This is a genomic window from Mesorhizobium sp. L-8-3 (assembly GCF_016756615.1).
Taxonomy (GTDB): domain Bacteria; phylum Pseudomonadota; class Alphaproteobacteria; order Rhizobiales; family Rhizobiaceae.
The window spans coordinates 480,624-506,690 of the sequence record NZ_AP023262.1 but is presented as its reverse complement, the minus strand read 5'-3'; the positions used below and the strand labels follow the sequence as shown (position 1 = coordinate 506,690).

The window sequence follows — 26,067 nt, the reverse complement described above, 5'->3', positions numbered from 1 at the left end:
ATCACTCTCCTTCGAGTTCCTTCTTCAGATCGTGCAGCAGGCTGAGCCGCTCACGCTCGAACTTCCGCACCCACCGCTCGTAGACCTCGTGGAGCGGCACGGGATTGATGAAGTGCAGCTTCTCCCGGCCCCGCCTGACGGTGCTCACCAGATTGGCCTCCTCCAATATCCCGAGATGCTGCGTGGCGGATTGCCGGGCCATTTGCAGGTTCTCGCAAAGCTGGCCGAGAGGCTGCCCGTTGCTCTCGTAAAGAAGGTCAAGCAGCTTTCTGCGTGTCGGGTCAGCCAGCGCCTTGAAAACCTTGTCAGCGTCCATCGGTCTCACTCACATGCCATGACAATATGCAGGTAATCACCTGCATGTCAAGCGCAGGTATTTACCTGCATGTAAACGGCAGCCAAGTCGGCATCATGCCTGTGGAGTGAGGGTGCTGGAATTCTGAAGACGTTGTGACGGGCCTACCGGACGCGGCGGGCGAGCGGCAGAGGCGGGGCGAGGGCCTGGACCAGCTTCGGTCGCCCGGCACGCTTGCGGGTGATGCCGCGGATCACGGCGCCCAGCATGTGCGCAGGCGCTCAAGCTGGCTCGAACTGCCTGGCGTGGGCATGGCGCCGCAGGTTGATCAGCGCGATCTGCCGGACCGGCATAGGGCTGGCGCGGCACGACTCCGTGCTCCCTGGTCGGCTTGACCGGCCGCTCGCGGGCGCGGTTCATCAGCTTGGCGTCGGTCGGGAGGGTAACTCTGACGGACCGTGGAGGAGAAGACAAGCGGCCGCGACCGCTTTATCCAACCTGCAAGAATGCGCGCGCACCTTTGGGGGACATGCTTCAGATGCCGTTGGCATCAGTGCGAGTCGCGTTTCACTTCAGAGCCGCGGGACCCGACGAGGAAGTCGAAGTCCGCGCCCTTGTCGGCCTGCGTGACGCGCTCGACATACAGCCCGGCATAGCCTGTCGAAGGCATCTGGGGCGGCGTCCAGGCGGCAAGCCGAGCGTCGATCTCGGCCATCGGCAGGTCGAGATGCAGCCGCCGGTTGGGCACGTCGACCTCGATGATGTCGCCGTCGCGCACGATCGCCAGCGGGCCGCCCGCCGCGGCCTCGGGCGCGGCATGCAGGATCACGGTTCCGTAAGCCGTGCCTGACATTCTGGCGTCGGAGATGCGGATCATGTCGCGCACGCCCCGCTTCAGCAGCTTGGGCGGCAGCCCCATATTGCCGACCTCGGCCATCCCCGGATAACCCTTGGGCCCGCAGTATTTGAGCACCAGGATCGACGACTCGTCGACGTCGAGCGCTTCGTCCTTGATGCGGGTATGATAGTCCTCGATGCTGTCGAACACGACCGCGCGGCCGCGATGCCTGAGCAGGTGCTCCGATGCCGCTGATGGTTTCAGCACGGCGCCGGCGGGCGCCAGATTGCCGGTCAGCACGGCGATACCGCCGGAGCGCGTCAGTGCCTTTTCCGGCGGCAGGATCACCGCCGCATCGTGGTTGGGTGCGTTCTTCACGCCGTCCCAGATCGTCTCGCCCGACACGGCAAGCGCATCGCGGTTGAGCAGGCCGAGCTCGCCCACCGCGCGCATCACCGCCGGCAGTCCGCCGGCATAATAGAATTCCTCCATCAGATATCTACCTGAAGGCTGCAGGTTGACGATGGTCGGCACGTCGCGGCCGAGCCGGTCCCAGTCGTCGAGCTCGAGCTTCACGCCGACGCGCCCGGCGAGCGCCAGTAGGTGAAGCACCGCATTGGTCGATCCGCCGATGGCGCCGTTGACGCGGATAGCATTCTCGAAGGCCTCGCGGGTCAGCACGTCTGACGGCTTCAGGTCGTCCTTGACCATGTCGACGATCCGCCGGCCGGACAGCTGGGCAAGCACGCGGCGGCGCGCATCCACCGCCGGGATCGCCGCATTGCCCGGCAGCGTCATGCCGAGCGCCTCGGCCATGGAGGCCATGGTCGAGGCGGTGCCCATGGTCATGCAGCTGCCGGCCGAGCGGGCCATGCCCTGCTCGGCATCCATGAACTCCTCCAGCGTCATCTCGCCGGCCTTGACCATTTCGGAGAACTGCCAGATCGCCGTGCCCGATCCGACATCCCGGCCGCGCCATTTGCCGTTGAGCATCGGCCCGCCCGAGACCACGATCGCCGGGATGTCGACGCTCGCTGCCCCCATCATCAGCGATGGCGTCGTCTTGTCGCAACCTGTCAGCAGCACCACGCCGTCGATAGGGTTGGCGCGGATCGCCTCCTCGGCATCCATGGCCGCGAGGTTGCGGAACATCATCGCCGTCGGGCGAAGCGTGCTCTCGCCGCAGGAGAACACCGGGAACTCGACGGGGAAGCCGCCGGCCTCGTAGACGCCGCGTTTCACCCGCTCGGCGATATCACGCAGATGTGCATTGCAGGGCGTCAGCTCCGACCAGGTGTTGCAGATGCCGATGATCGGCCGCCCGTCGAACGTATCGGCCGGCAGGCCCTGGTTCTTCATCCAGGAGCGATGCATGATCGCGTTCTTGCCGGTTCCGCCGAACCAATCCTGCGAGCGCAGCTTGCGCGGCCAGGGCGCCTTCTTCCAGGACGTCATCGCATCGCTCCTCAAAGTGCCGTGACCGGCGCCGCGGCTGCCGGCGCGACATCAAGCACGTTCCGCAACGGAAGGCCGAAATTCGGCGCGGAGATCTCGAACACGTCGCCCGGTTCCGCCCTGATGCCGTCGGCGAAGGACAGCGTGGCCGTGCCGAACATATGGACGTGGACGTCGCCGGGCTGGCGGAAAAGCGGATATTTGAAGTGGTGGTGCTCGAGGTTGGCGATCGTATGCGACATGTTCGCCTCACCGGAGAGGAACGGCTTCTCCCACAGCGTCTTGCCTCGGCGCAGGATGCGCGACGTGCCGCGTATGTCGGCCGGCAGGTCGCCGACCAGGATCTCCGGCCCGAAGGAGGCGTTGCGCAGCTTCGAATGCGCCAGATAGAGATAGTTCATCCGCTCGGTCACGTGGTCGGAGAACTCGTTGGCGAGCGCGAAACCGACGCGGAGGGGCGTGCCGTCGTCGCCGATGACATAGATGCCGGCGATCTCGGGTTCCTCGCCGCCGTCCCTGGCGAAATCGGGCGAGACCAGCGGCGCGCCGGGCGCCACCGCGGTGACGCCGTTGCCCTTGTAGAACCATTCCGGCTGGACGCCGGTCTCGCCTGTTGGCGGCTTGCCGCCTTCGAGCCCCATGCGGAACATCTTCATGGAATCGGTGAGCTGTTCCTCGCCGGCGAGCTTCTTGTGCATGGCGTCGCGCGTCGCGGCCGAGCCGAGATGGGTGAGGCCGGTGCCGGTGAGATGGAGATGCGCAGGGTCGGCATGGCTGATCGGTGAAACGAGCCGACCCTCGGCATAGGCCGCTTCGAGATCGACCTTGTCGCCGAGCCCCTTGCGCTCGACCAGCGCGGCGAGCTTCCCGCCGCTGCGTCCCGCCTCGAGCGCCAGCGCATGGACGCTGGCCGCATCGCGGACGATCCTCGCTACGCCGTCGCGCCGCACGACCACGCGGAGCGTGCCGCCGGCGTCCAGAATCTGTGAAACTAGCATGGTGTCTCCTGGCATTTGGCAGCCTGCGTCGGCCGGCCGCCCGGGCTCCTCAGGCCTTGTTCTTGTTGTAGACGTCGAAGACCACGGCACCGAGCAGCACCAGCCCCTTGATCACCTGTTGCCAGTCGATGTTGACGCCCATGATCGACATGCCGTTGTTCATGACGCCCATGATGAAGGCGCCGATCACGGCCCCGGCGACCTGCCCGACGCCGCCCATGGCCGACGCGCCGCCGATGAAGACGGCCGCGATCACATCGAGCTCGAAGCCGAGGCCGGCCTTGGGTGTGGCCGTGTTGAGCCGGGCCGCGAAGATGAGGCCGGCCAGCGCCGCCAACATACCCATGATGACGAAGATGGAGAAGGTCAGCCGCTCGGTCTTGATGCCGGAAAGGGCGGCCGCCTTGACGTTGCCGCCCATCGCATAGATGCGGCGGCCGAAGGTCATCCGCTTGGTGATGAAGACGAAGAGCGAGATCAGCACGCCCATCACGATCAGCACGTTTGGCAGGCCCTTGTAGGAAGCCATCATGTAGACCAGGAACAGGACGATCGCGGAGATGAACACGTTCTTGATCACGAAAAGCGCGAAGGGTTCGGCTTCGTAGCCGTGTCTCTCCCGGTTGCGGCGGCTCTTCAGGCTGAAATAGAGCATAGCCGCGACGATCGCGATGCCGATGACGAGCGTGGTCGAATGCAAGGTGGTGGCGCCGATCGTGACCGGTCCGATGACGTCGGGGATGAAGCCGGCGCTGAGCAGCTGGAATTCGCGCGGGAAGGGGCCGACCGACCTGCCGCCGAGCAAAGCGAGCGACAGGCCCTTGAAGACGAGCATGCCGGCCAGCGTGACGATGAAGGACGGGATCTTCATATAGGCGATCCAGTAGCCTTGCGAGGCGCCGATGATGCCGCCGACGATCAGGCAGATCAGCCCCGCCAGGATCGGATTGACGCCGTATTCCACCATCAGCACCGCGGCCACCGCGCCGATGAAGCCCGCAACGGAACCGACCGAGAGATCGATATGACCGGCTACGATCACCAGCAGCATGCCGAGCGCCATGATGATGATGTAGGAGTTCTGCAGCACCAGGTTGGTGAGGTTCACCGGCTTGAACAGCGTGCCGTTGGTGGTGAACTGGAAGAACACCATGATGGCGATGAGGGCCAGCACCAGGCCGTAGTCGCGGAGGTTGTCCTTGAGTGCGGCCTGGGCCGTCGCCCTGGCCGGATTGACCGTGGTTCCTGCCGTTTCGGTGCTCATGATGCTGCTCTTCCCTCAGCGCGGACGATGGCGCGCATGATCTTCTCCTGCGAGGCGTCGCCGGCGGCCATTTCGCCCACGATGCGGCCCTCGTTCATGACATAGATGCGGTCGCAGATGCCGAGCAGTTCCGGCATCTCCGACGAGATCACCAGGATGCCTTTGCCTTCCTCGGCCAGCCGGTTGATGATCCCGTAGATCTCGTATTTCGCGCCGACATCGATGCCCCGCGTCGGCTCGTCGAGGATCAGCACCTCGGGATTGGCGAACAGCCACTTCGACAGCACGACCTTCTGCTGGTTGCCGCCCGACAGATTGCCGGTCACCTGATAGACGCTGGAGGAACGGATATTGGTCTTCCGGCGGTAGTCGTTGGCGGCGTTCAGCTCGCGTATGTCGTCGATCACGCCGGCATTCGAGACGCCCTTCAGATTGGCGATCGTGACGTTGTGCTTGATGTGGTCGATGAGGTTGAGGCCATAGGTCTTGCGGTCCTCGGTGGCATAGGCGATGCCGTGTGCGACGGCCTTGCCGACGCTGGAAACGTCGACCTTCCGGCCGTGCAGCAGGACGTCCCCGCTGATATCGGTGCCGTAGCTCCTGCCGAAGATGCTCATGGCGAATTCGGTGCGCCCGGCACCCATCAGCCCGGCGATGCCGACCACCTCGCCCTTGCCGACGCTGATGTCCACGCCCTTGATCACCCGCCGCTCCGGATGGAGCGGGTGATGCACGACCCAGTTCCTTACCTCGAAGATGGTCTCGCCGATCTTCGGCACACGTCTGGGGTAGCGGTCCTCCAGCGGCCGGCCGACCATGGAGGTGATGATGCGATCCTCGTCGATCTGCCCCCCGTCCAGCGTCTCGATCGTGCGTCCGTCGCGCAGGATGGTGATCCGGTCGGCGACCTTGCCCACCTCGTTGAGCTTGTGGGAGATCAGGATCGAGGCGATGCCATGGCCCTTGAACTCGATCAGCAGCTTGAGCAGCGCCTCGCTGTCCTTCTCGCTCAGGCTCGCCGTCGGCTCGTCGAGGATGAGCAGCTTCACCTCCTTCGACAGCGCCTTGGCGATCTCGACGAGCTGCTGCTTGCCGACGCCGATATTGGTGACCAGCGTATCGGGGTCTTCGCCGAGCCCGACCTTGCGCAGCAGCGCCGCGGCCCTGGCGCGCACAGCGTGCCAGTCGACGATGCCGAAGCGCGCTTGTTCGTTGCCGAGGAAGATGTTCTCGGCGATCGAAAGCAGCGGCACCAGCGCCAGTTCCTGATGGATGATGACGATGCCGCGCCGCTCGCTGTCGTGGATGCCGTGGAACCGGCATTGCTCGCCCATGAACGTGATCTCGCCGGCATAGGAGCCGGAGGGATAGACCCCGCTCAGCACCTTCATCAGCGTCGACTTGCCGGCGCCGTTCTCGCCGACAATGGCGTGGATCTCGGCGGCGCGCACGGTGAGGTTCACGTCCTGGAGCGCCTTCACGCCGGGGAAGGTCTTGGTGATGCCCCGCATTTCCAGGATGGTCTGGCTCATTCGCAGTACTTGTCCAATTCGGACAGGCGGCATCGAGGCCGCCGATTTCCAGGGAAGCGGGCCGAAGGGCAGGCACCCTCCGGCCCAGACAGATGTCACTTCAGCTCGTCGGCCTTGATGTAGCCGGAGCCGACGACGATCGGCTCGTAGTTCGCCTTGTCGACCGAGACGGGAACGAGCAGGTAGGAAGGAACCACCTTGACCCCGTTTTCGTAGGTCTTGGTGTCGTTGATCTCAGGCTCCTTGCCCGAGAGCACGGCGTCGACGAGATTTGCGGTCACCTTGGCCAGTTCGCGGGTGTCCTTGAACACGGTCGAATACTGCTCGCCGGCGATGATCGCCTTGACCGACGGAACCTCCGCGTCCTGGCCGGTCACGATCGGCCAGGGCTGGTCGGCGGTGCCGTAGCCGACGCCGCGCAGCGAGGAGATGATGCCGCGGGAGAGACCGTCATAAGGGGCGAGCACGCCGTCGACGCGGCTGCCGTCGGAGTAGTTTGCCGACAGGATGTTGTCCATGCGGGCCTGTGCGACCGCGCCGTCCCAGCGCAGCGTGCCGACCTTCTCCATGCCCATCTGGCCCGACTTCACGACCAGCACGCCCTTGTCGATGAGCGGCTGCAGCACCGACATGGCGCCGTCGTAGAAGAAGAAGGCGTTGTTGTCGTCGGGCGAACCGCCGAACAGCTCGATGTTGAACGGCCCCTGCTTCTCCGGGTAGCCGAGGCCCTTCAGCAGCGAGTCCGCCTGCAGCACGCCGACCTTGAAATTGTCGAAGGTGGTGTAGAAATCGACATTCGGGCTGTCGCGGATCAGGCGGTCATAGGCCACGACCTTGACGCCCTTGTCGGCGGCCTGCTGCAGCACGGCCGAGAGCGTTGTGCCGTCGATCGAGGCGATGACCAGCACCTTGACGTCCTTGGTCACCATGTTCTCGATCTGGGCGAGCTGGTTGGGGATGTCGTCCTCGGCATATTGCAAGTCGGCAGCGTAACCCTTCGCCTCCAGTGCCTTGACCAGTTCGTTGCCGTCGCTGATCCAGCGCAGCGAGGATTTGGTCGGCATGGCGATGCCGACGGTGCCCTTGTCCTGCGCGCTCGCCGGCAGGGCGATCGCCGCGAAGCCGACCGCCAGCGCGGCGATGAATGATGTGAGTGATTTCAATGTCTCTCTCCCTGGTTGATCGTGCGCGGCGGCCCTGGCGCGAAACGCTTCCGACAAAATTCCCGGCCCGTCCGAATAGTCCTCCCGTGTCATGGACGGCCCCGGCACGCGACCAATCCCGCCGATGACCGCCGAGGTCCATGACGGTGAGACGTTGGATGCGATTGATATAACTGTCAAATGCAATCTATGATGCTTCGCATACCGGATCTGATATGTCATGCGTCTCGCCGCCGCCGGGCGGGCGCATGGGGAGGCCTCCATTCCGAAAAGACAACCGAGCCCCGCGTCCAGCTCCCAGGAAGACGGCGAAAGCCTGCTGCGCAGCGGATTGAAGTTCAGCCACATGCGCATGATCGTGGCGCTCGACGACCACGGAAGGGTCAGTGCGGCGGCGCATGTGCTCAACATCTCGCAGCCGGCGGCTTCACGCATGATCGCCGAGATGGAGGCGATCCTCGACGTCAAGCTCTGCGATCGCCTGCCGCGCGGCGTCGCGTTGACCTCCTATGGCAAGGCGTTGGCGCGGCGGGCCCGGGCAATCCTGCTCGAGATGCGCGAGGCCGACCGCGAGATCGCCGATCTCAAGAGCGGCAGGGGCGGTGCGGTGTTCGTCGGCGCCGTCACTGCTCCGGCGATCGATCTGGCGGTTCCGGCGATCCGTGACGTGCGCAGTCTCTACCCGCGCATCGAGATCAACATTCAGGTCGAGACCAGCAATGTCCTGGCGCGGGAACTGCTTGCGTCGCGGCACGATTTCATCATCGGGCGCATCCCCGACGACCTCAATCCGCGGCTGTTCGAGAGCCGGGTGATCGGCATCGAGAAAGCCTGCCTGATCGTGCGTCGCGGCCACCCGTTGCTCGGCGGGGGTGCGCCGGTACCCCTCGAACGGCTGACTGCCTATGACTGGGTCTTCCAGCCGGGCGGCTCGCTGCTGCGGCGCACGATCGAGGCGCTGCTCATCGCCGCCAATGTGCCGTTGCCCGATCAAGTCCTCAATACGAGTTCGCTGCTGCTCACGCTCGTCATGGTCGCGCAATCCGACGCGATCGCGCCCGTGGCCACGGAAGTGGCCGACTTCATCCGCGCCGAGCAGGGCCTGGCCGGCGCGATCGAGATCCTGCCCGTCGACGTCGATATCGAGGTGCAGCCCTACAGCCTGATCATGCTTCGCAACCGGGCGCTCTCGCCGGCCGCCCAGATATTGCACGATTTCATCGTCAGGCGCGCGAACATGCCCGGATAGGGCGCGCGCCAGTTGCCGCGGACAACGCTACCAGTTGCTCTTCAGCTTCTCCCAGCCGTCCGACGAGGTCATGATCGCCACGGCCGTGGCCATGGTCTCGGCGTCGCGGGGACCGGTCAGGCTCCAGGAGCCCGAAAGCAGGAAGACGACGCCCATGGCTGCCGTGCAGCCGCCGCGCGCCGAATCCACGAGGTCGCGGCTGACCTGCTCCTTGGGGCGGGTTTCACCCTTGGCTGCGGAATAGACCTTCTTCCCGAGCGAATGGAACCCCTTGAGGATGGCCGAGACTCCGAGCGTGCCGACGCCGACGGCCACAAGCGCGACGTTCCGTTCCTTCTTGTCGATGATGTATTGGATGTTCTTGGCGCATTTGCCGCAATGGCAGCCGTAAAGGACAGGACTCTTGGCGCTTTTCAGCGCATCGTCGCGCAGATCGTAGAGATCGAAGATCTTTCCCGCCTGGGTCGCCACCATCGCCGCACCGATCCAGGGTGAGAGTGCGGCGCCGATCGGCGCCAGGGTCAGCCCCACCCCGCCGACGCTCGCGATCTGCAGCCCGCTCGTCACGCCGACCGCCGAAACCGCCTTCGTCACGCCGGTCTGGGCGGCCATCGGCCCGAGCTTCAGCATCAGCGACTTCATCACGCTGGAGAACTTGCCCCAGACGCCGTGACACAGTCGGCCCTGCTCCTCGATCTTGCCGCTGAGTTCCGCAAGCTGTTCCGGCGACGGCAAACCCATCGGACCCCACCCTCCAATGACTCGCCGGACCCTACCACGCTTTTCGTTAAGCCATGATGAATCCGCCGGAACACGGAAAGGTCCCGTGCGGCGCTGTCATCTTGACGGTCGCACGGATCTCAGATGGCCGAGAGCCCTGCGTCGATCGCCGAGACGATCGTCCCGACGTCGGCGGCCGTGACGATCAGCGGCGGCGACAGGATGATGGTGTTGCCGGAAACCCGGACCATCACGCCCTGCCGATAAGTCGTCTCGAAGACCTTGCCGATCAGCTTCTTGTCGATCGGCTTCTTGGTCTTGCGGTCACCGACGAGTTCGATGGCGACCATCAGCCCCTTGCCGCGCACGTCGCCGACGCTCTCGTGCCGCTCCATCAGCGCCGCGCAGCCCGCGATCAGCTCCGCGCCACGCGCCGCGGCATTCGCGGCAAGCCCCGCCTTCTCCATCTCGGGCAGGCAGGCGAGCGCGGCCGCCGCGCCGACCGGATGGGCCGAATAGGTGTAGCCATGGCCGATGGCGCCGAAGGAGTCATTGTTGGTCTCGAAGGCTTCCGTGACCTTCTCGCCGATCATCACGGCGCCGAAGGGAAAATAGCCGTTGGTGATCGCCTTGGCGGTGCACATCAGATCGGGCTTGACGCCCCAGAGCCGCGAGCCCGTCCAGGCGCCGGTGCGTCCGAAAGCGGTGATCACCTCGTCGGCGATCAGCAATATGCCGTGGCGGTCGCAGATTTCGCGCACCAGCGGCATGAAGCTCTCATGCGGCGGGATGACGCCGCCGGCGCCGAGCACCGGTTCCATGATGAAGGCTGCGATCGTGTCGGCGCCCTGGAAGGCGATTTCATCCTCGAGTGCGGCTGCGCAGAGCTGGGCGAGCCGCGCCGGATCGGTTTCGCCGAAGGGGTTGCGGTAGAGATAGGGCGCCGTTGTCTGGAAGCAGCCGGGCAGAAGCGGCTCGTAGTTGCGCCGGAAATTGCTGTTGCCGTTCACCGAGGCGCCGCCGAAATGCGTGCCGTGATAGCCCTTCTTCAGGCTGAGGAATTTCGTGCGGTCCCGCTCGCCGCGGATCTTGTGGTACTGGCGGGCCAGCCGGAGCGCCGTCTCGACGCTGTCGGAGCCGCCCGAGGTGAAGAAGGAGCGCACCAGCCCGTCCGGCCGGAACCACTCGGCGAGCGCATAGGACAGTTCGACCGCCGGCCCGGTCGCGGTGCCGCGGAAGGCCGAATAATAGGCGAGTTGGTCGAGCTGGCGGGAAATCGCCTGTTTGATCGGATCGCAGGAATAGCCGAGATTGACGTTCCACAATCCGCCGACAGCGTCGAGCGACTTGTGGCCGTCGACATCGGTCAGCGTCACGCCCTCGGCCGCGGTGATGACCTTCGGCGGATTGGCGCGCATCTCCGCCGGATGCGCCATCGGATGCCACATGTGGCGCGCGTTGTTCTCCTTGAGGAAATTGTTGTCATGCAACATCATGGCGTCCCTCCGCTGGGGGTTCGATGCCGAGCAGCGCGAGCGCTTGCCGATAGCCGTCGGCGGGTTGGCGTACGTCGAAATGCACCGTGCGCATGCCGGACCGGACGGCCCCCTCGATATTGCGCTTCTGGTCGTCGACGAAGACGCAGGCGCCGGCCGGCACGCCGAGCGCGGCGGTCACGGCCCCATAGGAGCGCGGATCGGGCTTCAATATGCCGGTGTAGGTGGCGTCGACGATGGCTTCGAAAAGATCGAGCAGCGGCAGCCGGCCACGGAAGTCCGCGCCGTAGAAGAGATCCAGCTCGTTGGAGAGGATCGCCAGCCGCACGCCGTTGTGATGCGCCAGCCGGATCGCCATGTCGGCCTCGGGCCTTACCACCGCTTCGGGATCGGCGCCGCGCGCCCGGCGAACGAAGGTCTCCATCGCATCCCAATCCTCGCCGACCAGGCGGCCCGCCTCGCGGGTTCGCTGGAGCCAGTAGTCGCGCTCGCTGATCGCGCCGGCCTGCATGGCTTGCCACAGCGGGTCGCCCGACGGGTCGAACGGCCCGCGCCAGGCGAGCGTGCCTCGCGCCAGGCCCAGCGCCTGTTCCGTCAGCGCATGCGTCTCGAAGAGCGTGCGGGTCACCACGCCGCCGAAGTCGAGCACCAGGACCTGCGCAGGAGGAGGCGTCATGCCCCGGCGCCTTCCGTGGCGACGCCCGGCTCGACGATGCCCTCAATCACCCAGCGGTCGAAGATCTCCAACGCCTTCGCCGCGAAGGCGTCGCTGTTGATATGGGCGGCGATCTCGTGAAGCTCGACACCGGCCGGCACGCACGCCCGCATCTCGTCGACGAAGGCCGCCAGCGCTTCGGGCTCGTGCAGCGGCTCGCCTTGCTGGTCCCACTGCTGAATGCCGTCGGCCGGCAGGATGAAGGCGACCGGCCCCTTGGCCGCGCCAAGCTTGCGGGCAATGGCGCGGGCCGTCGCGCGTCGACCCTCCACACCAGTCGTCGCCGAGGCGATGAGCCGGTTATGCGCGTGGTAAGGACGATCTGCGAAGGCGGCCGGCGCGTCCTGCCACGCGGCGAAGTCGATCATGTCGGTCGCACCCGGGGCGACGATCTGTGGGATGCCGCGCCGTCCGGCATTCTCGAGCCGGTCGGCTCCCGATGTGGTGACGACACCGTTGATATGGTTGGTGACCTCCTGCAGGCTGAGGTCGAACACGGCCGCGAAGCCGCCCTGCGCCGCGACCTGCTCGAAGGCCCGGCCGCCCATGCCGGTCGTATGAAAGACGGCGACGTCATAGCCACGTCGTTCCAGCGCCGGCCGCAGCCGACCCATATAGCTGAGGCAGCTCGAACCGAGCGAGGTCATGCCGATGGCCGGTCGCGGCCCTGACGGCTTCTGCACTGCCCTCGCGGCACCGACCGCCGCGCCGCAGGCCTGCGACAGCACGGATTTGCAGATGCCGCTCAGGCCGTGAAGCCCGCCGGCCCACAGGATCATCATCAGGTCGGGGGCGATGCGTTCGGGTGGCACCAGATGTGAATAGGCGATGGTCGATACGACCAGCTTCGGCACGCCGAGCGGCAGGGCCAGCGCGACGTCGAGCGCGAGATCGGTGCCCATCGAACCGCCGAGCGCGATGAAGCCGTCGATGTCGCCGCGGTCGTGGAGCGCCCTGGCGAGGCGCGAGGCTCCAAGCGCCATCAACGCCATGGCGGAGTTCTCGTCGCCGCTCGTCGCCACGGCTTCGATCGTCGTGTCCGCTGCCGCCGCGACCGCGTGCTTGTCGTGGTCCGGCCGGAAAGGCGGGTTGCCGAGCACGCTGACGTCCACCAGCACGGCTTCGCCGCCGGATGCCTCGATCGTGGCGCGCATGAACAGCAGTTCGGCGGCCTTCGTGTCTCCCGTGCCGATGACCAGGATCCGCGGCCTTGTGGTTGCGCCGGCCGTCATGCCTGACGCCTCAATGTGTTCAGGTTCTCGCCGTTGAGGCGCGCCGAGATCGCGCGGGCCGCCTCGGCCGCGGCCAGACCCCGCTCCTTCACGGCGTCGGCCGGCGTGCGCGCCAGCGGGGCGGCGATCGCGATGGTGCCGATGGCGAAGCCGTCGGTGCCGAGGATGGCGGCCGCGACGCTGATCACGCCCTCCTCGAAACCCTGGTCGCCGATCGAATAGCCGCGTTCCCTGGCGGCATCGATCGCTCGGGCGACCGCTGCGGGATCGGTCAGCGTGTGTGGGGTGAAGGCCGTCAGCGGCCTGGTCAGCCGGGCCTTCACGACGTCGGGGCGCGCCGCCGCCAGAAAAGCGATGCCGGAGGCGGTCGAATGCAGCGGCAGCGGTTGGCCGATGTCGACGAAGACGCGGTTCGCCCGCGCCGGGTGCTCGACATGCACCGTCACCAGCCCGTCCAGCCCGGGCTCGGAAAGGTGCACGGTTTCCGCGGTCGCTGCCGCAAGCTCGCGGATGAAGGGCGTTGCGGTCTGCAGCAGCGGAAAGCGTGCCTCGCGGATTCGCGCCAGCCGCGAGAGACCGGCCCCGAGCCGGTAGAGGCGGGATTCGATGTCCTGCTCGACGAAGCCGTGTGCGGCGAGCGAGACCAGCAAACGGCGTGTCGTCGCCTTGTCGAAGCCGGCGCGCCGGGCGAGGTCGGAGAGCCCGAGTTCGGGCGTCTCCGTCGTGAACAATTCCAGCAGCGTGATCGCTTTGCCGACCGTGCCCAATAACGCCTCCCACGCTGAGCTATTCAGTTAACGCGTGAATTAACTTGACAGGAACCGGAGTCGTTTGCAAGTCTATATTCAAAATAGCGGTTCAAATAAAGAACCAGTAATTCACATGAGATGCGGGACCCGAGAGGGCCCTGGGGTTGGAACGGCTGGAGCGCTGCGCGGCCATTCGGCGTGCACGGGACTCCGGCTCTGTGAATCGACGCATCGTGCCCTGCTGAAATCGCGATGCGGACTCTGGAGGAGGGACTTTCATGGCAGCCATCACCGAACATGCGCCGGCGAACCGCTTGCGCAGCAACAGCCTCGGCGTCGGCGCGATCACTTTCATGGTGATCTCGGCCGCCGCGCCGCTCACGGCCGTCGCCGGGGGCACGCCGCTCGGCATGCTGATGGGCAACGGCGCCGGTTTCGCCGGCACCTACCTGATCGTCACGCTGCTGCTTCTGCTCTTCGCGGTCGGCTACGTAACCATGGCTCGCTATGTGGGCAATGCCGGAGCATTCTATTCCTATGCCGCGCGCGGTCTGGGCGGCCTGGCGGGCGGCGGCGCCGCGCTCGTCGCCATCCTCTCCTACAATGCCATGCAGATCGGCGTGATGGGGCTTCTCGGCGCCGCCACGTCAGGGCTTTTCGCCGGCTGGGGCATCGATCTGCCCTGGTGGGTCTGGTCCTTCGCGGCGATCGCCGCGGTGGCCGTGCTGGGCTATCGGCAGGTCGATCTGTCGGCGAAGATCCTCACGGTGCTGGTGCTCGCCGAATACGCCGTGGTCATCATCCTCGACCTCGCCATACTTGGCACCGGCGGCGACGGAGGGCTGAGGATGGCGCCGTTCTCCTGGAGCCAGATCACCGGCGGCGCGCCTGCCATCGCCATCCTATTCTGCTTTGCCGCTTTCATCGGCTTCGAGGCGACGACCATCTATGCGGAAGAGGCGCGCGACCCGAAGGTCACGGTGCCCCGGGCAACCTATCTCTCCGTTCTGCTTATCGGCGTCTTCTACACTGCCACCGCCTGGCTGATGGCGGTCGGCGCCGGTGTCGACAAGCTGCTGCCCACCCTGCAGGGGCTGCAGGACCCGACCACCTTCCTGTTCGGCCTGTCCGACCGTTACGCCGGAACGCTGTTGTCGCAGGCCATGGGAATATTGTTCGTTTCCAGCCTGTACGCCGGCGTGCTGGCCTTCCACAACGCGGTCGCCCGCTACATCTACGTCGCCGGCCGCGAGAAGCTGCTTCCGGAGACGCTCGGCGTCACCCATGCCGTGCATCAGAGTCCGCATATGGGATCGGTCGTCCAGACCGTTCTCGCCGCGCTCGTCGTCGGCCTCTTCGCGGTGCTCGGGCTCGATCCGGTGCTGGCGCTGTTCTCCTGGCTCACCAATGTCGGCACGCTCGGCGTCATCACGCTGATGGCGGCTGCTTCGCTCGCAGTGGTGATGTTCTTCCGCGCCAATCCGGACACGGACGAAAGCGCTTTCAAGACTACGCTCCTGCCCGGTCTGGCCTTCGTCGCCTTTGCCATCGTCATCTGCCTGATCGTGGTGAACTTCGGCAATCTGTCCGGCGCCTCCGGCTTCCTCGGCGTCTTCCTGCCGAGCCTGGTCCTGATCGCGGCCGTCGTCGGCTTCATGCTCGCCGGCTCGCTCCGCGGCAGGAATCCGGCCGCCTTCGCCAGGCTGGGTCAGCCGATGAAGGGCTGAGAGCGCCGACGTCCTTCGTCTTCGTTTTGGAGCGCGCCAATGATCAGCCAGGAAGCCATCGCCCGCCTGCGTGCCGCCGAGATCGGGCCGCGCAAATTGTTCATCGACGGGGGGCATGCCGATGCCGAGAGCGGCGCGGTCCTGCCTGTCGTCTCGCCGATCGACGGACGCGAATTCGCGGCCATTCCCGATGGCGGTGCGGCCGATATCGACCGTGCGGTTCGGGCGGCCCGGAGCGCCTTCGACAAGGGCTCGTGGTCGCGCGCGGCTCCCGCCCGGCGCAAGAAGGTGCTGCTCAGGCTCGGCGAACTGATCGAGGGCCATGCCGACGAGCTCGCCGTGCTCGGCGTGCGCGACAACGGCACCGAAATCGCCATGGCCTACAGGGCCGAGCCGCTCTCCGCCGCCGGCACATTCCGCTATTATGCCGAGGCGGTCGACAAGGTGTTCGGCGAGGTCGCGCCGACCGCCGAGGCGGTGCTCGGCCTCGTCCACAAGGAGCCGCTGGGCGTCGTCGGGGTCATCGTGCCCTGGAACTTCCCGATGATGATCGGTGCCTGGAAGATCGCCCCGGCGCTGGCGGCCGGCAATTCGGTCGTGGTCAAGCCGCCCGAGATCGCCTCGCTCACCTTGTTGCGCCTGGCCGAACTCGCCGCCGAGGCGGGGGTTCCGGCGGGCGTGCTCAACGTCGTCACCGGTCGCGGCGCGACCGCGGGCGAAGCGCTCGGCCTGCATATGGACGTCGACGCCATCGCCTTCACCGGATCGGGACCGGTCGGCCGGCGGCTGCTCGAATACGCAGCCCGCTCCAATCTGAAGCGGGTCCATCTGGAGCTCGGCGGCAAGTCGCCCAACATCGTCTTCGCCGATGCGCCCGATCTGAAGCAGGCGGCGAAGGTTTCCGCGAATGCCATTTTCCGCAATTCGGGGCAGGTTTGCGTCGCCGGATCCCGGCTACTCGTGCAGGCCAGCGCCTATGATCGTTTCATGGAGGAACTGCTGCGCGCCACCGAGGCGCTCAAGGTCGGCGATCCGCTCGATCTGGGGAGCGATGTCGGCGCCGTGGCGAGCGAGGAGCAACTGGAGAAGAGTCTCGGCCATGTCGCTGGCGCCGAAGCGGAGGGCGCACGCCGGCTCACCGGCGGCACGCGCATTCTCGCCGAGACCGGCGGCAGCTACATGGCGCCGACGATCTTCGAGGATGTCGCGCCGACCATGCGGCTGGCGTGTGAGGAAGTGTTCGGACCGGTTCTCGCCGTCATGCGCTTCGACACCGAGGAAGAAGCCATCCGCCTCGCCAATTCGACCGACTACGGGCTCGCGGCGGCCGTCTGGACCGCGAACCTCTCAACCGCGCATCGCATGGTGCGGGCAATCAAGGCCGGCGTGGTCCACGTCAACACCTATGGCGGGGCCGACATCACCGTGCCGCTGGGCGGGGTCAAGCAGTCCGGCTTCGGTCGTGACAAGTCGCTGCATGCCCTGGAGAAGTTTACGGAGCTGAAGACCGCCTGGATAGCATTGTAGCGGGGGCCTCAGGCGCTGAACGAGCGGAGCTCCCGGGTCTTTTCGGCGGCATCCGCGGCGAGTTCGGCGAAAAGGTCCTCAAGCCGTTCCGCGGCGAGGATCACATCCGGGTCGAAGCTGTTGTCTTCGAGCTGGCGCACGAAGCGCTCCATGAAGGCGGCCTGTTTCTCCAGCGCCTGATAGAGCTTCGTCGCCTGGTCCAGCGTCAGCTCGGGAGCCGTCAGCGTGCGCGGAATCTCATTCGCCATCTGGTCGCCGAGCGCGCGCTGCTCCTTCAGCATCGTCATCCAGTCGGTCATGCGAACTCCCTTCAGTGGCGAAACTTGGCAACCCTGGGGGCGAAGTCAACCCGCCCTGCCGCCTGGCCAAAGCGCGTATCTTGCGCGTTCGAATGAACCCGCGGCGCGTTGGCGCGCGAGGCGGGCTCCGGGCCTGCTTCCACACCATGCCTGCATGGAGCCTCTTCCATTACCTGCGGCGTAATCGACCCCCGGCGGGAAAACGACGAAAAAATCCGCGTTCACTCGCACTCAAGGAGCTTCAAGATGAACGCCGAAACCCTCGCTGCTGCCTATGTCGCCGCCTGGAACGAGACCGATCCGGCGCGTCGGCGCACTTTGGTGGAAAAGACCTTCAGCGGCGCGGTCAGCTACGTCGACCCCGTGATGGCAGGCGACGGCCATGACGGCGTGGATGCCCTCATCTCGGGTGTCCACCAGAAGTTCCCGGGTTTTCGTTTCACCTTGCTGCCGGGGGCCAATGGCTATGGCAAGCATATCCGCTTTTCATGGGAACTCGGGCCGGAGGGCGGCGAGGCGCCAATCCAGGGCGCCGACGTCGGCGTGATCGAAGACGGCCGCTTTGCCCGCATCATCGGCTTCCTGCACCGGGTGCCGGCGTAAGGACGCGACAAAAGGCGGCGCCTGGGAGGCGCCGCCTCACCCATAGGGCGAAGTTTACTGGACCGAGCAAGAGCAAATAGTATGATAATATAACATGCGGTGGTCAAGCCGGTATCGGTGGGAGCGCATCATGGAGATGCACGAAATCCGGTATTTTCTGGCGGCATGCCAGACGCTCAACTTCCACAGGGCGGCCGAACTCGTCCATGTGACACAGCCTGCGATGACCCGGGCGATCCAGAAGCTGGAGGCCGATCTCGGCGGCGATCTGTTCCACCGCGATGCCGGCCACGTGAGGCTCACCGACTTCGGATGCCTGATGCGAACGGAGCTCGACGAGATCCTGCGCCGCTCCGAGGACGCCAAACGCGCGGCGCGGAGTTTCCTGAGGCTCGAAGCGCGGCCACTGACACTGGGCGTCATGTGCACCATCGGCCCCCAGCGCTTCGTCGCCTTCCTCGATGCCTTCCGGCGCCGTCATCCCGGCATCCGCATCAGCATGGTGGAAGGCGTGGCGAACCGGATCACCGATCTCGTCATGGCCGGTCGTGTGGACGCCGCCCTGCTTGCCAGGCCGCAGCCTTTCGACACCAGGCTGCGCGTCGAGCCGATTTATTCGGAACGCTTCGGGCTCGCCTTTGCCGAGGGGCATCGGTTCGGGATGCGCAACACGCTGCACCTTTCCGATATAAGGGGCGAGACCTATCTCGACCGCGCCAATTGCGAATATGCCGGCCATATCGAATGGCTTTGCCGCAGCCGCGGCATCGAGATCGAAAGCGCCTATCGGAGCGACCGCGAGGACTGGATCCTGGCGATGGTCGCGGCCGGCATGGGGATCTGCTTCATGGCCGAGTTCCCGGCGCGCCGGCCGGGTGTCTGCCACCGGCCCGTCGCCGATCCCGAGATCGTGCGCCAGGTGTCGCTCGTGTCGGTCGCCGGCCGTGCGCATTCGCCCGTCGTGCCGCTTCTGGGGGAGGCGTTGCGCGAGCATGATTGGGGCTGATGGTACATGCGGATGGTCCCTGGCGGGAGAATCCGGCCCGGTCCGAAGCGGAGGTACTGGACTCCAATAGGGCTCAGGGCGATGGCCCGATCCTACCGGACGTTCGGTGTCGACCACAGAGGGCGGCTTCCTGTTGGCCGTCATTAGCAGGGGCCGGCCGCCGTTCGGCGTCACGCACCTGCACACAGGGGCCTCCTTCGACGGCGGCGCCTTCGGCGCGCGGCTGACACCGCGAGACGCATACCGCTTCGCGCGGCGAGGAGATCACGGCCTCAGCGGCCAGCCGGTCAACTTGTCGAGCGTTGTTCGACAGGGCTAGGCGCGCTGACCCTTGATGACCGCTCCCCCCTTCATGATGATCGGAATATGCTCGCCTTGACCCGCAAGCAGCGACAAGTCGGCGAGTGGATTACCGTGAACGACGATCAGATCGCCGAATGCGCCGGGCTGGACGCAACCGATCTTGCCTTCCATGCGCAACAGACGCGCTGCGATCCGGGTGGTCGAGTCGATGACGGCCTGGGCTGGCAGAACCGAACCGCGCAGCGCGAATTCCCCCGATTGATGGCGGTGCATCGCGCCGAGCAGGTCCGAGCCATAGGCCATCGGCAGACCGGCCTCATACATGATCCTCAGCGATTCAAGCCCCTTGAGACGGACATCATCCACCTTGGCGACCGAGGCCGGCGGCAGGCCGACCGAAGCGCCCTCGCTCGACAGCTTGTCGTAGGTGATCAGCGTTGGGACCGCGATGCAGCCCCTTTCGGCGGCAAAGCGCGCAGTCTCGGCTTCGATCAGGTTGCAGTGCTCGAGCGAGTGCACACCGAGTTCTACCGCGCGGCGGATCCCCTTGTCGGTGTAGAGGTGCGCCGCAACATATGTGCCCGCATTGTCGGCTTCCTCGACTGCGGCGAGAATTTCTTCCCGAGCGAAGCCGAGGAAGTGGATCGGATCGGTCGGCGAGGAGACGCCGCCATTGGCCATGATCTTGATGAAGTCGGCGCCGCCCTTGATTTCCTCGCGGCAAGCGCGGCGAACGTCCGCCACGCCGTCGACCACGCGACCAAGCGAGCCAAGCGGAATGTAGGTCGAGGGCATGGGGGTGACATCGAACGGCCCACGCTGGTCGGTATGACCACCGCTTTGCGAGATGGCGTTGCCGGGAAGATTCAGGCGTGGGACCGGGATGGGCGAGTAGCGCACGGCCTCGCGAACAACGCCGGTTGCGCCACCAAGATCGCGCACGGTGGTGAAGCCGCGCAGCAGCATCTCGTTCATCAGGTTGATCGAGCGGACGATGACGACGGCGTCGGGCAGTCGTGCATTGAGCTTCAGATCCGCTTCTACGGCGACGACGTGGACGTGGGCGTCGATCAGGCCAGGCATCAGGGTCTTGCCCGAAACGTCGATGACGCGCGCATCGGACGGCGTCTTGACGTTCGTCCCAACCGACTGGATCAGCCCATCGGCAACCAGCACATCGACCGGATCAAGCGGGCGGTCTGCCGTGCCGTCGACAATGGCTGCATTCTTGAAGAGTGTGACGGTCATGGCTGCTCCTTATCGTGCATTGTTCTCGAAGCGCGCGGCGAGGAATGCTGGCACGAGCACCGGTCCGAGCTGATTGGCGATTTCGAGATCTTCGTTGGTCAATACGCCTTCCGGCGCCAGCAGATTGATCGTGCCGATCACCTTGCCGTTGTAGATCGATGGGATGTTGATGCAGGAGCCGAGGCCGAGCGAATAGATCAGTTCGTGATCGAAGAACGCCCACTTGATGCCGGCGCGATCCGGCAGCAGCAGGGGCTTCTTGTCGCGCAGAACGTGATCACCCCAGGGCGTCGGTCCCATCTTCTTGCGGCCCGAGACCGGGTAGGCCTCCGGATCGGACGAATATATGCGCGCCACTTCGTCGCCATCGACAAACAGCAGCGTGAACAACTGTTGTCCGATTGCCTTGCGGCTGGCCTCTTCGGCCGCATGGAAGGTAGTTTCTGGCTGGCCGGGTGCAGCCAGAATTGGAAGAAGTTGCTCGATCATGTCTTCACCTCGGCAGTCTTGATGTGCGGTGCGGTCATGCGCTTTTCGGGGAGGATGCCCTGCGGGCGGAACTGGAGCACCAGGACCAATGCCAGGCCGACCATCATTTCGCGCACCGACGCCGCCTGCGCGAGCGAGATGCCCGGAATGAGTTCGGCGAGGAAGCGCGTTCCCTCGAGGAAAGCGATCACGACAAACGCGCCCGCAACGCCGCCAAACGGCCGGCCTACGCCGCCTGCGGTCACAGCGAGGAAGATGTAGATGGTCAAGAGCGGCTGGAAGTGGTCAGGCGAAATGTAGCTCTGGAAATGGCCATAAAGGCCGCCGGCAAGTCCCGCCAAGGCGGCGGAGATCGCAAAGGCGATCATCTTGAAGCGCACGACCCGCTTGCCGGCAAAGCCGGCCAGTTCCTCGTCCTCGCGAATGGCCTTCAGCACGCGGCCGAACGGCGCAGTGTCGAGCCGGCGCATCCCCAAGAATGTGACGGCGAGGATCGCCAGCACGAGCAACAAGTAGAAGATCGGGAAATTCTGCGACCCGAGTTCGGCAAAGAACGGGCGCGGAATGCCCGGAACGCCGTCTGAACCGTTCGTCAGCCACCGTTCGTTCAGCGCTACGAGGCGCACGACCTCGGCGAAGCCAAGCGTTGTGATGGCAAGGTAGTCGCCCCTGAGCCGCAGCGTCGCCGACGTCGCCAGAACGCCGACTGCGGCGCCGATGACGATCGAGCCAAGCAGGCCTGCCCAGATCGGCAGGCCGCCCATGGTTGTCAAAAGGGCCGAGGCATACGCGCCTACTGCAAAGAAGCCGACAAGGCCCAGGTTGACCATGCCGGCGGAACCCCAGATCAGGTTGAGGCTCAGCGTCAGCAAGCCGTAGATGCCGGCGGTGGTGATAATGAAGATCAGGTAGCTGGTCATCTCAGCGGCGCTCCCCAAACAGGCCTTGCGGGCGGATCGAAAGCACCAGCAGGATGACGACGAAGCCGATGGCCGAGCGATAGGTGGGCGGGATGGCCAGGAGAGACAGCTCTTCGCCCAGTCCGATCAGCAGCGCGCCAAACAACGCGCCGGGAATCGACCCCAGACCGCCGAGGACGGCGGCGGCGAAAATCGGCAGCAGCAGGCGCGAACCGGTCATTGGTTCGATCGCGGAATCGAGGCCAAGCAGCACGCCGCCAATACCGGCAAGTCCGGAGCCAAGCGCGACTACGGCAATGGCTATCCTTGTCGGGTCGATCCGGTAGATGCGGGACAGGTCAGGATTGTCCGCCACGGCGCGCATCGCTTTGCCATAGCGGCTGAAGAGAAAAAAGGCGGACAGGGCCGACATGATGACGACAGCGATCACGGCGGTCTGCAACTGTTGAGGACCGACGCGCAGCCCCCAGAAGAACCAGTCGCGCACCAACGGCGTATCAAAGGACCGCAGGTCGTTGCCGAAGAAGAAGCGCACAAGGTTTTCGAGCACGATCATCGCCGCGATCGAGCCGATCGCGACGGTGAGCGCGCCGGACGGCCGCAACCGCGCCAGCGCCAATTGCTCGATGGCGACGCCAGTCACCGCCGAGACCGCAAATGCGACGACGACCGCCGGCAATACGCCAACGCCATGGTGAACGTTGAGGACCCAGGCCGTGAACGCTCCGACCGTCGCCAGCGGCCCAACGCAGAAATTGGGATAGCGAAGGACGGAAAACATGGCGGTGAGCCCGACGGCGGGGATCGCCAGCAGCGCCCCCGCCATGATGCCGTTCAGGATCGCCTGAAGCAAAGCGGTCATTCGTCAGCCTCAGGCCGTCTTGATCAGCTTCAATGCGCCATCGGCCACCTGCTCGTAACGGAACTGGCAGTCGAAGATGTCGCCGATGTCGTTGAAGTCACACGGGCCGGAAGCGCCGACATAGTCGATCGTCTTGCCGTCCTTGAGCGCTGCAAGACCCTCGGCAAGGCTCGACACCTTCACGCCATCCTTGCCCTGGCTGACGGTGCGCAGCGCGGTCTTCACGTCCGTGCCGGTGGCCTGGCCGGAGGCGGCGATCGCGAGCAGGATCAGATTGATCTGGTCGTAGACCTGGCAGGTGTAGGTGTCAGGCTGGGCGATACCAATCAGCTTGGTCAGGTTGGTGTAGCCGTTCGAGCCCTCGGCCGGGGCGGGGGCGATCGTGTAGATGCCTTCAACGACTTCCTTTGGCAGCCCCTCGATCAGCTTGGCGTTGACCGAATACGCGAAGGCCACCTTCTTGCCTTCGTAGCCGGAGCGGAAGATGTCCTTGAGAAGGATCGTGGTGTCTGGCATGTAGCCGCCCAGAACGACCATGTCCGGCTTGAACGCCAGCATGTCGTCGACCTCCGAACGGTAGGACGATTTCTTGTCGTCGTAGACCAGCAGCTTGGTCTCTCCGCCCACGCCTTCGACTTTCGCCTTGATGCCGGCATACTGGGTGTCGACGAATGGCGTTTGCGGGCAAAGGAAGAAGACGCGCTTTGCGCCTTCGTCGACACAGAACTGGCCGAACTTCTCACCTTGCAGCACGGTGTTCGGCTGCGTACGGAAGAGATAGCCCTGGTGCGGCAGGCGGGTGATCGGGTCAGCGCCCGAGACGGTTGCCAGCACGACCTTTGATTCCCAGCATAGTGGCGCCACGGCGGTTGTGACCGCTGATGCCCAGGTACCGACGATCGCTTGCACCTTGTCGACATCGATCAGCTTGCGGGCGGCGCGCACTGCTGCTTCGGGGTTCGTCTGATCATCTTCGGAGACGAGTTGGATCTGCCGTCCGAGAATGCCTCCTGAGGCATTGGCCTGGTCAACGACCGCCTTCACCGCCTGGGCCATGACCGGACCGTAGGGGCCGCCAGCGCCTGTCAGCGGGGTGAGGGTCGCGATGTGGATCGAACCGCTGTCCTGGGCGAGGGCGCGGATCGGGGCAGTACCGGAAAGCGCGAGAATCGCGGATGACGCAACGAATTGGCGGCGACTAATGTTCACTGCAGTTCTCCATCTGGTTGTCAGCCGCCCAGGAACAGGCGACGTATTTCCGGGTCTTCGGCCAGTTGCGGCCCCGCACCCGTTGCGGCGTCCCTGCCCGAGACCAGCACATAGCCGCGGGTGGAGATCCTGAGCGCTTCCAGCGCATGTTGTTCGACCATCAGGATTGGCATGCCGGTGGCCTGAAGGGCGAGAATCGCGTCGAAGAGTTCGTTTGTGGCCTTCGGCGCAAGTCCTGCTGTCGGCTCGTCGAGCAACATGATTTTCGGCTTGGTAAGCAACGCCATCGCCATTGCGAGGATTTGCCTTTGACCGCCTGAAAGCGTTCGCGCGAGTTGGCCGCGGCGTTCGCCGAGCACGGGATAGCGGGCGATGATCTCGTCCTTGACCCCGGCAAAGCCGCTGCGCGGCCCGGCATAGGCGAGTTCGAGATTGTCCTTGACCGAGAGTGCGCCGAAGACGTTTCGTTCCTGCATGACGAAGGCGAAGCCTGACTTGGCCCGGTCCAGCGCCGACATCCTTGTCACATCCCTTCCTTCCAGAAGGATTGTGCCCCCTTTGGGGGGAACAAGACCGGCAATGGTCTTGAGGAAAGTCGACTTGCCGGCACCATTCGGACCGATAATGGTGACAAGTTCGCCCGCCTCGACATGCAGCGATGCGCCCTTGAGGATTTGCTCGGCCGCCCCGTAGCCAGCGATGATGTCCCGGGCCTCAAGCATCGACTTTGCGCGCTCCAAGATAAGCCTCTTGCACTTCGAGGTTGTTGACGACTTCCTCGAACGTGCCTTTCATCAAATGCCTCCCTTCGGCCAGCACCGTGACGGGATTGCAGAGCTCGCCGATCAGCGGCATGTCGTGCTCGATCAGGCATACCGTGATGCCGTCCCGGTTCAGCGCGAAGAGATGTTCGGCGATCTGGCGGGTGAGGGTCGGATTGACCCCGGCCATGGGCTCGTCGAACAGGATCATCTTCGGCCGGCTCATGAGTGCGCGCCCGATTTCGACCAGCTTCTTCTGCCCGCCCGAGAGCGCAGAGACAGGATTGTCGATCACGCCATGAATGTTCAGGCGGCGCGCGATCGACAGGGCCTCCTCCGATGCCGCTTCCTCCGACTCGCGCCCGGCGCGGGTGCCAAACAGCGAACTCAGGAAACCCTCGCCGAGATTGTCCTGCGCATAAAGCATCAGGTTCTGAAACACGGTCAGCTTCGGGAAGCCGCGCGCAAGCTGGAAGGTGCGCACAAGACCGAGCGCAACGCGCTCATGCGCCGGCATGCGGGTAATGTCGCGGCCGGCGAATTCGACAGTTCCGGAATCGGGGATGAACAGCCCTGAAATCGCGTTGTAGAGCGTCGACTTGCCGGCGCCATTCGGGCCGACCAAGCCGGCGAACTGGCCCTGCTCGACGCTGAAGTCGACGCCGTTCAGGACCCGGGATCCATAGAAGGCGTGTCGAAGATCGCTGACCTTGAGAAGGCTCATCCGGCGGCGCCCCTGTTCTGCGCGACATTGCGGATGTGCGTCTTGAGCAGCAACTTCCACTCGATCAACATCCGGTCGAAATAGGGTTGGTCTTTGCGGACGATCGATTGGGCGACCATGCCTCTGATCAGGCACATCGTCAGGTTGATCAGAACAGGCGCTTCATCCGAAGGCAGGTGGTAGCGCTGCGCCACGATCGCCCAGATGCGCTCAAGCTCGGCATGGAAGCGCTTGACAACCGGAGTGATCTCCTCACGAAAATCTTCATTGACGCGGGCTTCGGGCAGGTATTCCATTGTCAGTTGAAAAAGGCCATTCGACATCATCTGCCAAAGATATTCGACTATCGTGTCCGTATCTGCGGTTTCCGGATCGATGGTCTCAGCGAAAGCTGACAAACCTTCGATGACGGCCCGCAGATGGCTGTCGATCGCAGTTGTGATCAGGTGTTCCTTTGAACGGAAATGGTGGGTCAGCGCGCCGCGAGAAACGCCTGCGCGTTCCGCAACCGCCGCCGTTGTCAACCTTGCGTAGCCAATCTCAAGCAGAAGATCTTGCGTGGCAAGAAGAAGTGCGGCGACGGTCGCTTCCGACTTCTGCGCCTGACGTGAAACCCGCTCGCCTGGACGAGCGACATTCGGATTGTCTGCTTGCTTCGTCAATTCAAGAGCCTTGCGGTCCAC

At 65.0% G+C, this 26,067-nt stretch carries 25 protein-coding genes and 1 pseudogene; 6 read left to right on the top strand and 20 right to left on the bottom strand.

Annotated elements, in window-relative coordinates:
* Window position 1 precedes the first annotated feature (1 nt).
* The 6 genes from JN302_RS02330 to chvE all read right to left on the bottom strand — a co-directional run bounded on the left by JN302_RS02330 (window position 2) and on the right by chvE (window position 7,545).
* A complete protein-coding gene (locus JN302_RS02330) occupies window positions 2-316 on the bottom strand; it encodes an ArsR/SmtB family transcription factor (protein WP_202309919.1) in 315 nt (104 codons plus the stop codon).
* A 529-nt stretch (window positions 317-845) separates the two neighbouring features.
* A complete protein-coding gene (locus JN302_RS02325; RefSeq protein ID WP_202309917.1) occupies window positions 846-2,588 on the bottom strand; it encodes an IlvD/Edd family dehydratase in 1,743 nt (580 codons plus the stop codon).
* 11 nt (window positions 2,589-2,599) lie between these two features.
* On the bottom strand, window positions 2,600-3,586 hold the full coding sequence (araD1, locus tag JN302_RS02320) for an AraD1 family protein (protein WP_202331498.1): 987 nt from the start codon (window positions 3,584-3,586) through the stop codon (window positions 2,600-2,602).
* Window positions 3,587-3,635: 49 nt separating this feature from the next.
* The gene (gene mmsB / locus JN302_RS02315) at window positions 3,636-4,850 is read right to left on the bottom strand and encodes a multiple monosaccharide ABC transporter permease (RefSeq protein WP_202331496.1); all 1,215 of its coding nucleotides are present in this window, start codon (window positions 4,848-4,850) and stop codon (window positions 3,636-3,638) included.
* Window positions 4,847-6,382 (bottom strand): multiple monosaccharide ABC transporter ATP-binding protein, encoded by a 1,536-nt coding sequence (gene mmsA, locus JN302_RS02310; protein ID WP_202331494.1) that lies wholly within the window; start codon window positions 6,380-6,382, stop codon window positions 4,847-4,849. The genes mmsB and mmsA overlap by 4 nt, the downstream gene beginning before the upstream one ends.
* A gap of 95 nt (window positions 6,383-6,477) precedes the next feature.
* On the bottom strand, window positions 6,478-7,545 hold the full coding sequence (chvE, locus tag JN302_RS02305) for a multiple monosaccharide ABC transporter substrate-binding protein (RefSeq protein WP_202309913.1): 1,068 nt from the start codon (window positions 7,543-7,545) through the stop codon (window positions 6,478-6,480).
* 220 nt (window positions 7,546-7,765) lie between these two features.
* Here chvE and JN302_RS02300 point away from each other — a divergent pair, with 220 nt between their 5' ends.
* On the top strand, window positions 7,766-8,794 hold the full coding sequence (locus tag JN302_RS02300) for a LysR substrate-binding domain-containing protein (RefSeq protein WP_202309912.1): 1,029 nt from the start codon (window positions 7,766-7,768) through the stop codon (window positions 8,792-8,794).
* A 27-nt stretch (window positions 8,795-8,821) separates the two neighbouring features.
* Here JN302_RS02300 and JN302_RS02295 read toward each other — a convergent pair whose 3' ends face one another.
* The 5 genes from JN302_RS02295 to JN302_RS02275 form a co-directional block, all read right to left on the bottom strand.
* Window positions 8,822-9,535 carry a hypothetical protein gene (locus JN302_RS02295; RefSeq protein WP_202309911.1) on the bottom strand — a complete coding sequence of 238 codons (714 nt, stop codon included), beginning with the start codon at window positions 9,533-9,535 and terminating at the stop codon, window positions 8,822-8,824.
* 119 nt (window positions 9,536-9,654) lie between these two features.
* Window positions 9,655-11,004 carry an aspartate aminotransferase family protein gene (locus JN302_RS02290; protein ID WP_202334157.1) on the bottom strand — a complete coding sequence of 450 codons (1,350 nt, stop codon included), beginning with the start codon at window positions 11,002-11,004 and terminating at the stop codon, window positions 9,655-9,657.
* On the bottom strand, window positions 10,997-11,686 hold the full coding sequence (locus JN302_RS02285; protein ID WP_202331492.1) for an HAD family hydrolase: 690 nt from the start codon (window positions 11,684-11,686) through the stop codon (window positions 10,997-10,999). Before JN302_RS02285 ends, JN302_RS02290 begins: the two co-directional genes overlap by 8 nt.
* Window positions 11,683-12,957 carry a Tm-1-like ATP-binding domain-containing protein gene (locus tag JN302_RS02280; RefSeq protein ID WP_202331490.1) on the bottom strand — a complete coding sequence of 425 codons (1,275 nt, stop codon included), beginning with the start codon at window positions 12,955-12,957 and terminating at the stop codon, window positions 11,683-11,685. Before JN302_RS02280 ends, JN302_RS02285 begins: the two co-directional genes overlap by 4 nt.
* Window positions 12,954-13,724 (bottom strand): IclR family transcriptional regulator, encoded by a 771-nt coding sequence (locus JN302_RS02275; protein ID WP_202309908.1) that lies wholly within the window; start codon window positions 13,722-13,724, stop codon window positions 12,954-12,956. The genes JN302_RS02280 and JN302_RS02275 overlap by 4 nt, the downstream gene beginning before the upstream one ends.
* Before the next feature lie 260 nt (window positions 13,725-13,984).
* On the opposite strand from JN302_RS02275, the gene JN302_RS02270 reads away from it, so the two are divergent.
* Both JN302_RS02270 and JN302_RS02265 read left to right on the top strand, forming a co-directional pair.
* Window positions 13,985-15,433, top strand: a complete 1,449-nt coding sequence (locus JN302_RS02270; RefSeq protein WP_202331488.1) for an APC family permease — start codon at window positions 13,985-13,987, stop codon at window positions 15,431-15,433.
* Between the two features lie 39 nt (window positions 15,434-15,472).
* On the top strand, window positions 15,473-16,960 hold the full coding sequence (locus JN302_RS02265) for an aldehyde dehydrogenase (RefSeq protein WP_202331486.1): 1,488 nt from the start codon (window positions 15,473-15,475) through the stop codon (window positions 16,958-16,960).
* Window positions 16,961-16,968: 8 nt separating this feature from the next.
* Here JN302_RS02265 and JN302_RS02260 read toward each other — a convergent pair whose 3' ends face one another.
* Complete coding sequence (locus tag JN302_RS02260) at window positions 16,969-17,259, bottom strand: hypothetical protein (RefSeq protein ID WP_202309905.1); 291 nt, start codon at window positions 17,257-17,259, stop codon at window positions 16,969-16,971.
* 246 nt (window positions 17,260-17,505) lie between these two features.
* Here JN302_RS02260 and JN302_RS02255 point away from each other — a divergent pair, with 246 nt between their 5' ends.
* The 3 genes and pseudogenes from JN302_RS02255 to JN302_RS02245 form a co-directional block, all read left to right on the top strand.
* Entirely contained in the window at window positions 17,506-17,862 is a 357-nt protein-coding gene (locus JN302_RS02255) for a nuclear transport factor 2 family protein (protein WP_202331484.1), read from the top strand.
* Between the two features lie 130 nt (window positions 17,863-17,992).
* Window positions 17,993-18,868 (top strand): LysR family transcriptional regulator, encoded by an 876-nt coding sequence (locus JN302_RS02250; RefSeq protein ID WP_202309903.1) that lies wholly within the window; start codon window positions 17,993-17,995, stop codon window positions 18,866-18,868.
* Window positions 18,869-19,022: 154 nt separating this feature from the next.
* A pseudogene (locus JN302_RS02245) lies at window positions 19,023-19,166 on the top strand (DUF3604 domain-containing protein); the annotation flags it as partial.
* Between the two features lie 17 nt (window positions 19,167-19,183).
* Here JN302_RS02245 and JN302_RS02240 read toward each other — a convergent pair.
* From JN302_RS02240 to JN302_RS02205, 8 genes are read right to left on the bottom strand one after another with little or no spacing between them, the layout of a single operon-like run.
* The gene (locus tag JN302_RS02240) at window positions 19,184-20,419 is read right to left on the bottom strand and encodes a metal-dependent hydrolase family protein (protein ID WP_202331482.1); all 1,236 of its coding nucleotides are present in this window, start codon (window positions 20,417-20,419) and stop codon (window positions 19,184-19,186) included.
* Between the two features lie 9 nt (window positions 20,420-20,428).
* Window positions 20,429-20,908 (bottom strand): GAF domain-containing protein, encoded by a 480-nt coding sequence (locus JN302_RS02235; protein ID WP_202309900.1) that lies wholly within the window; start codon window positions 20,906-20,908, stop codon window positions 20,429-20,431.
* A complete protein-coding gene (locus JN302_RS02230) occupies window positions 20,905-21,828 on the bottom strand; it encodes a branched-chain amino acid ABC transporter permease (RefSeq protein ID WP_202331480.1) in 924 nt (307 codons plus the stop codon). Before JN302_RS02230 ends, JN302_RS02235 begins: the two co-directional genes overlap by 4 nt.
* Before the next feature lies 1 nt (window position 21,829).
* The gene (locus tag JN302_RS02225) at window positions 21,830-22,690 is read right to left on the bottom strand and encodes a branched-chain amino acid ABC transporter permease (protein ID WP_202331478.1); all 861 of its coding nucleotides are present in this window, start codon (window positions 22,688-22,690) and stop codon (window positions 21,830-21,832) included.
* 9 nt (window positions 22,691-22,699) lie between these two features.
* Window positions 22,700-23,899, bottom strand: a complete 1,200-nt coding sequence (locus JN302_RS02220) for an ABC transporter substrate-binding protein (protein WP_244846169.1) — start codon at window positions 23,897-23,899, stop codon at window positions 22,700-22,702.
* Between the two features lie 20 nt (window positions 23,900-23,919).
* A complete protein-coding gene (locus tag JN302_RS02215) occupies window positions 23,920-24,621 on the bottom strand; it encodes an ABC transporter ATP-binding protein (protein ID WP_202309897.1) in 702 nt (233 codons plus the stop codon).
* Window positions 24,614-25,384 (bottom strand): ABC transporter ATP-binding protein, encoded by a 771-nt coding sequence (locus tag JN302_RS02210; protein ID WP_202331476.1) that lies wholly within the window; start codon window positions 25,382-25,384, stop codon window positions 24,614-24,616. Before JN302_RS02210 ends, JN302_RS02215 begins: the two co-directional genes overlap by 8 nt.
* Window positions 25,381-26,067 (bottom strand): TetR/AcrR family transcriptional regulator, encoded by a 687-nt coding sequence (locus JN302_RS02205; RefSeq protein WP_202309895.1) that lies wholly within the window; start codon window positions 26,065-26,067, stop codon window positions 25,381-25,383. The genes JN302_RS02210 and JN302_RS02205 overlap by 4 nt, the downstream gene beginning before the upstream one ends.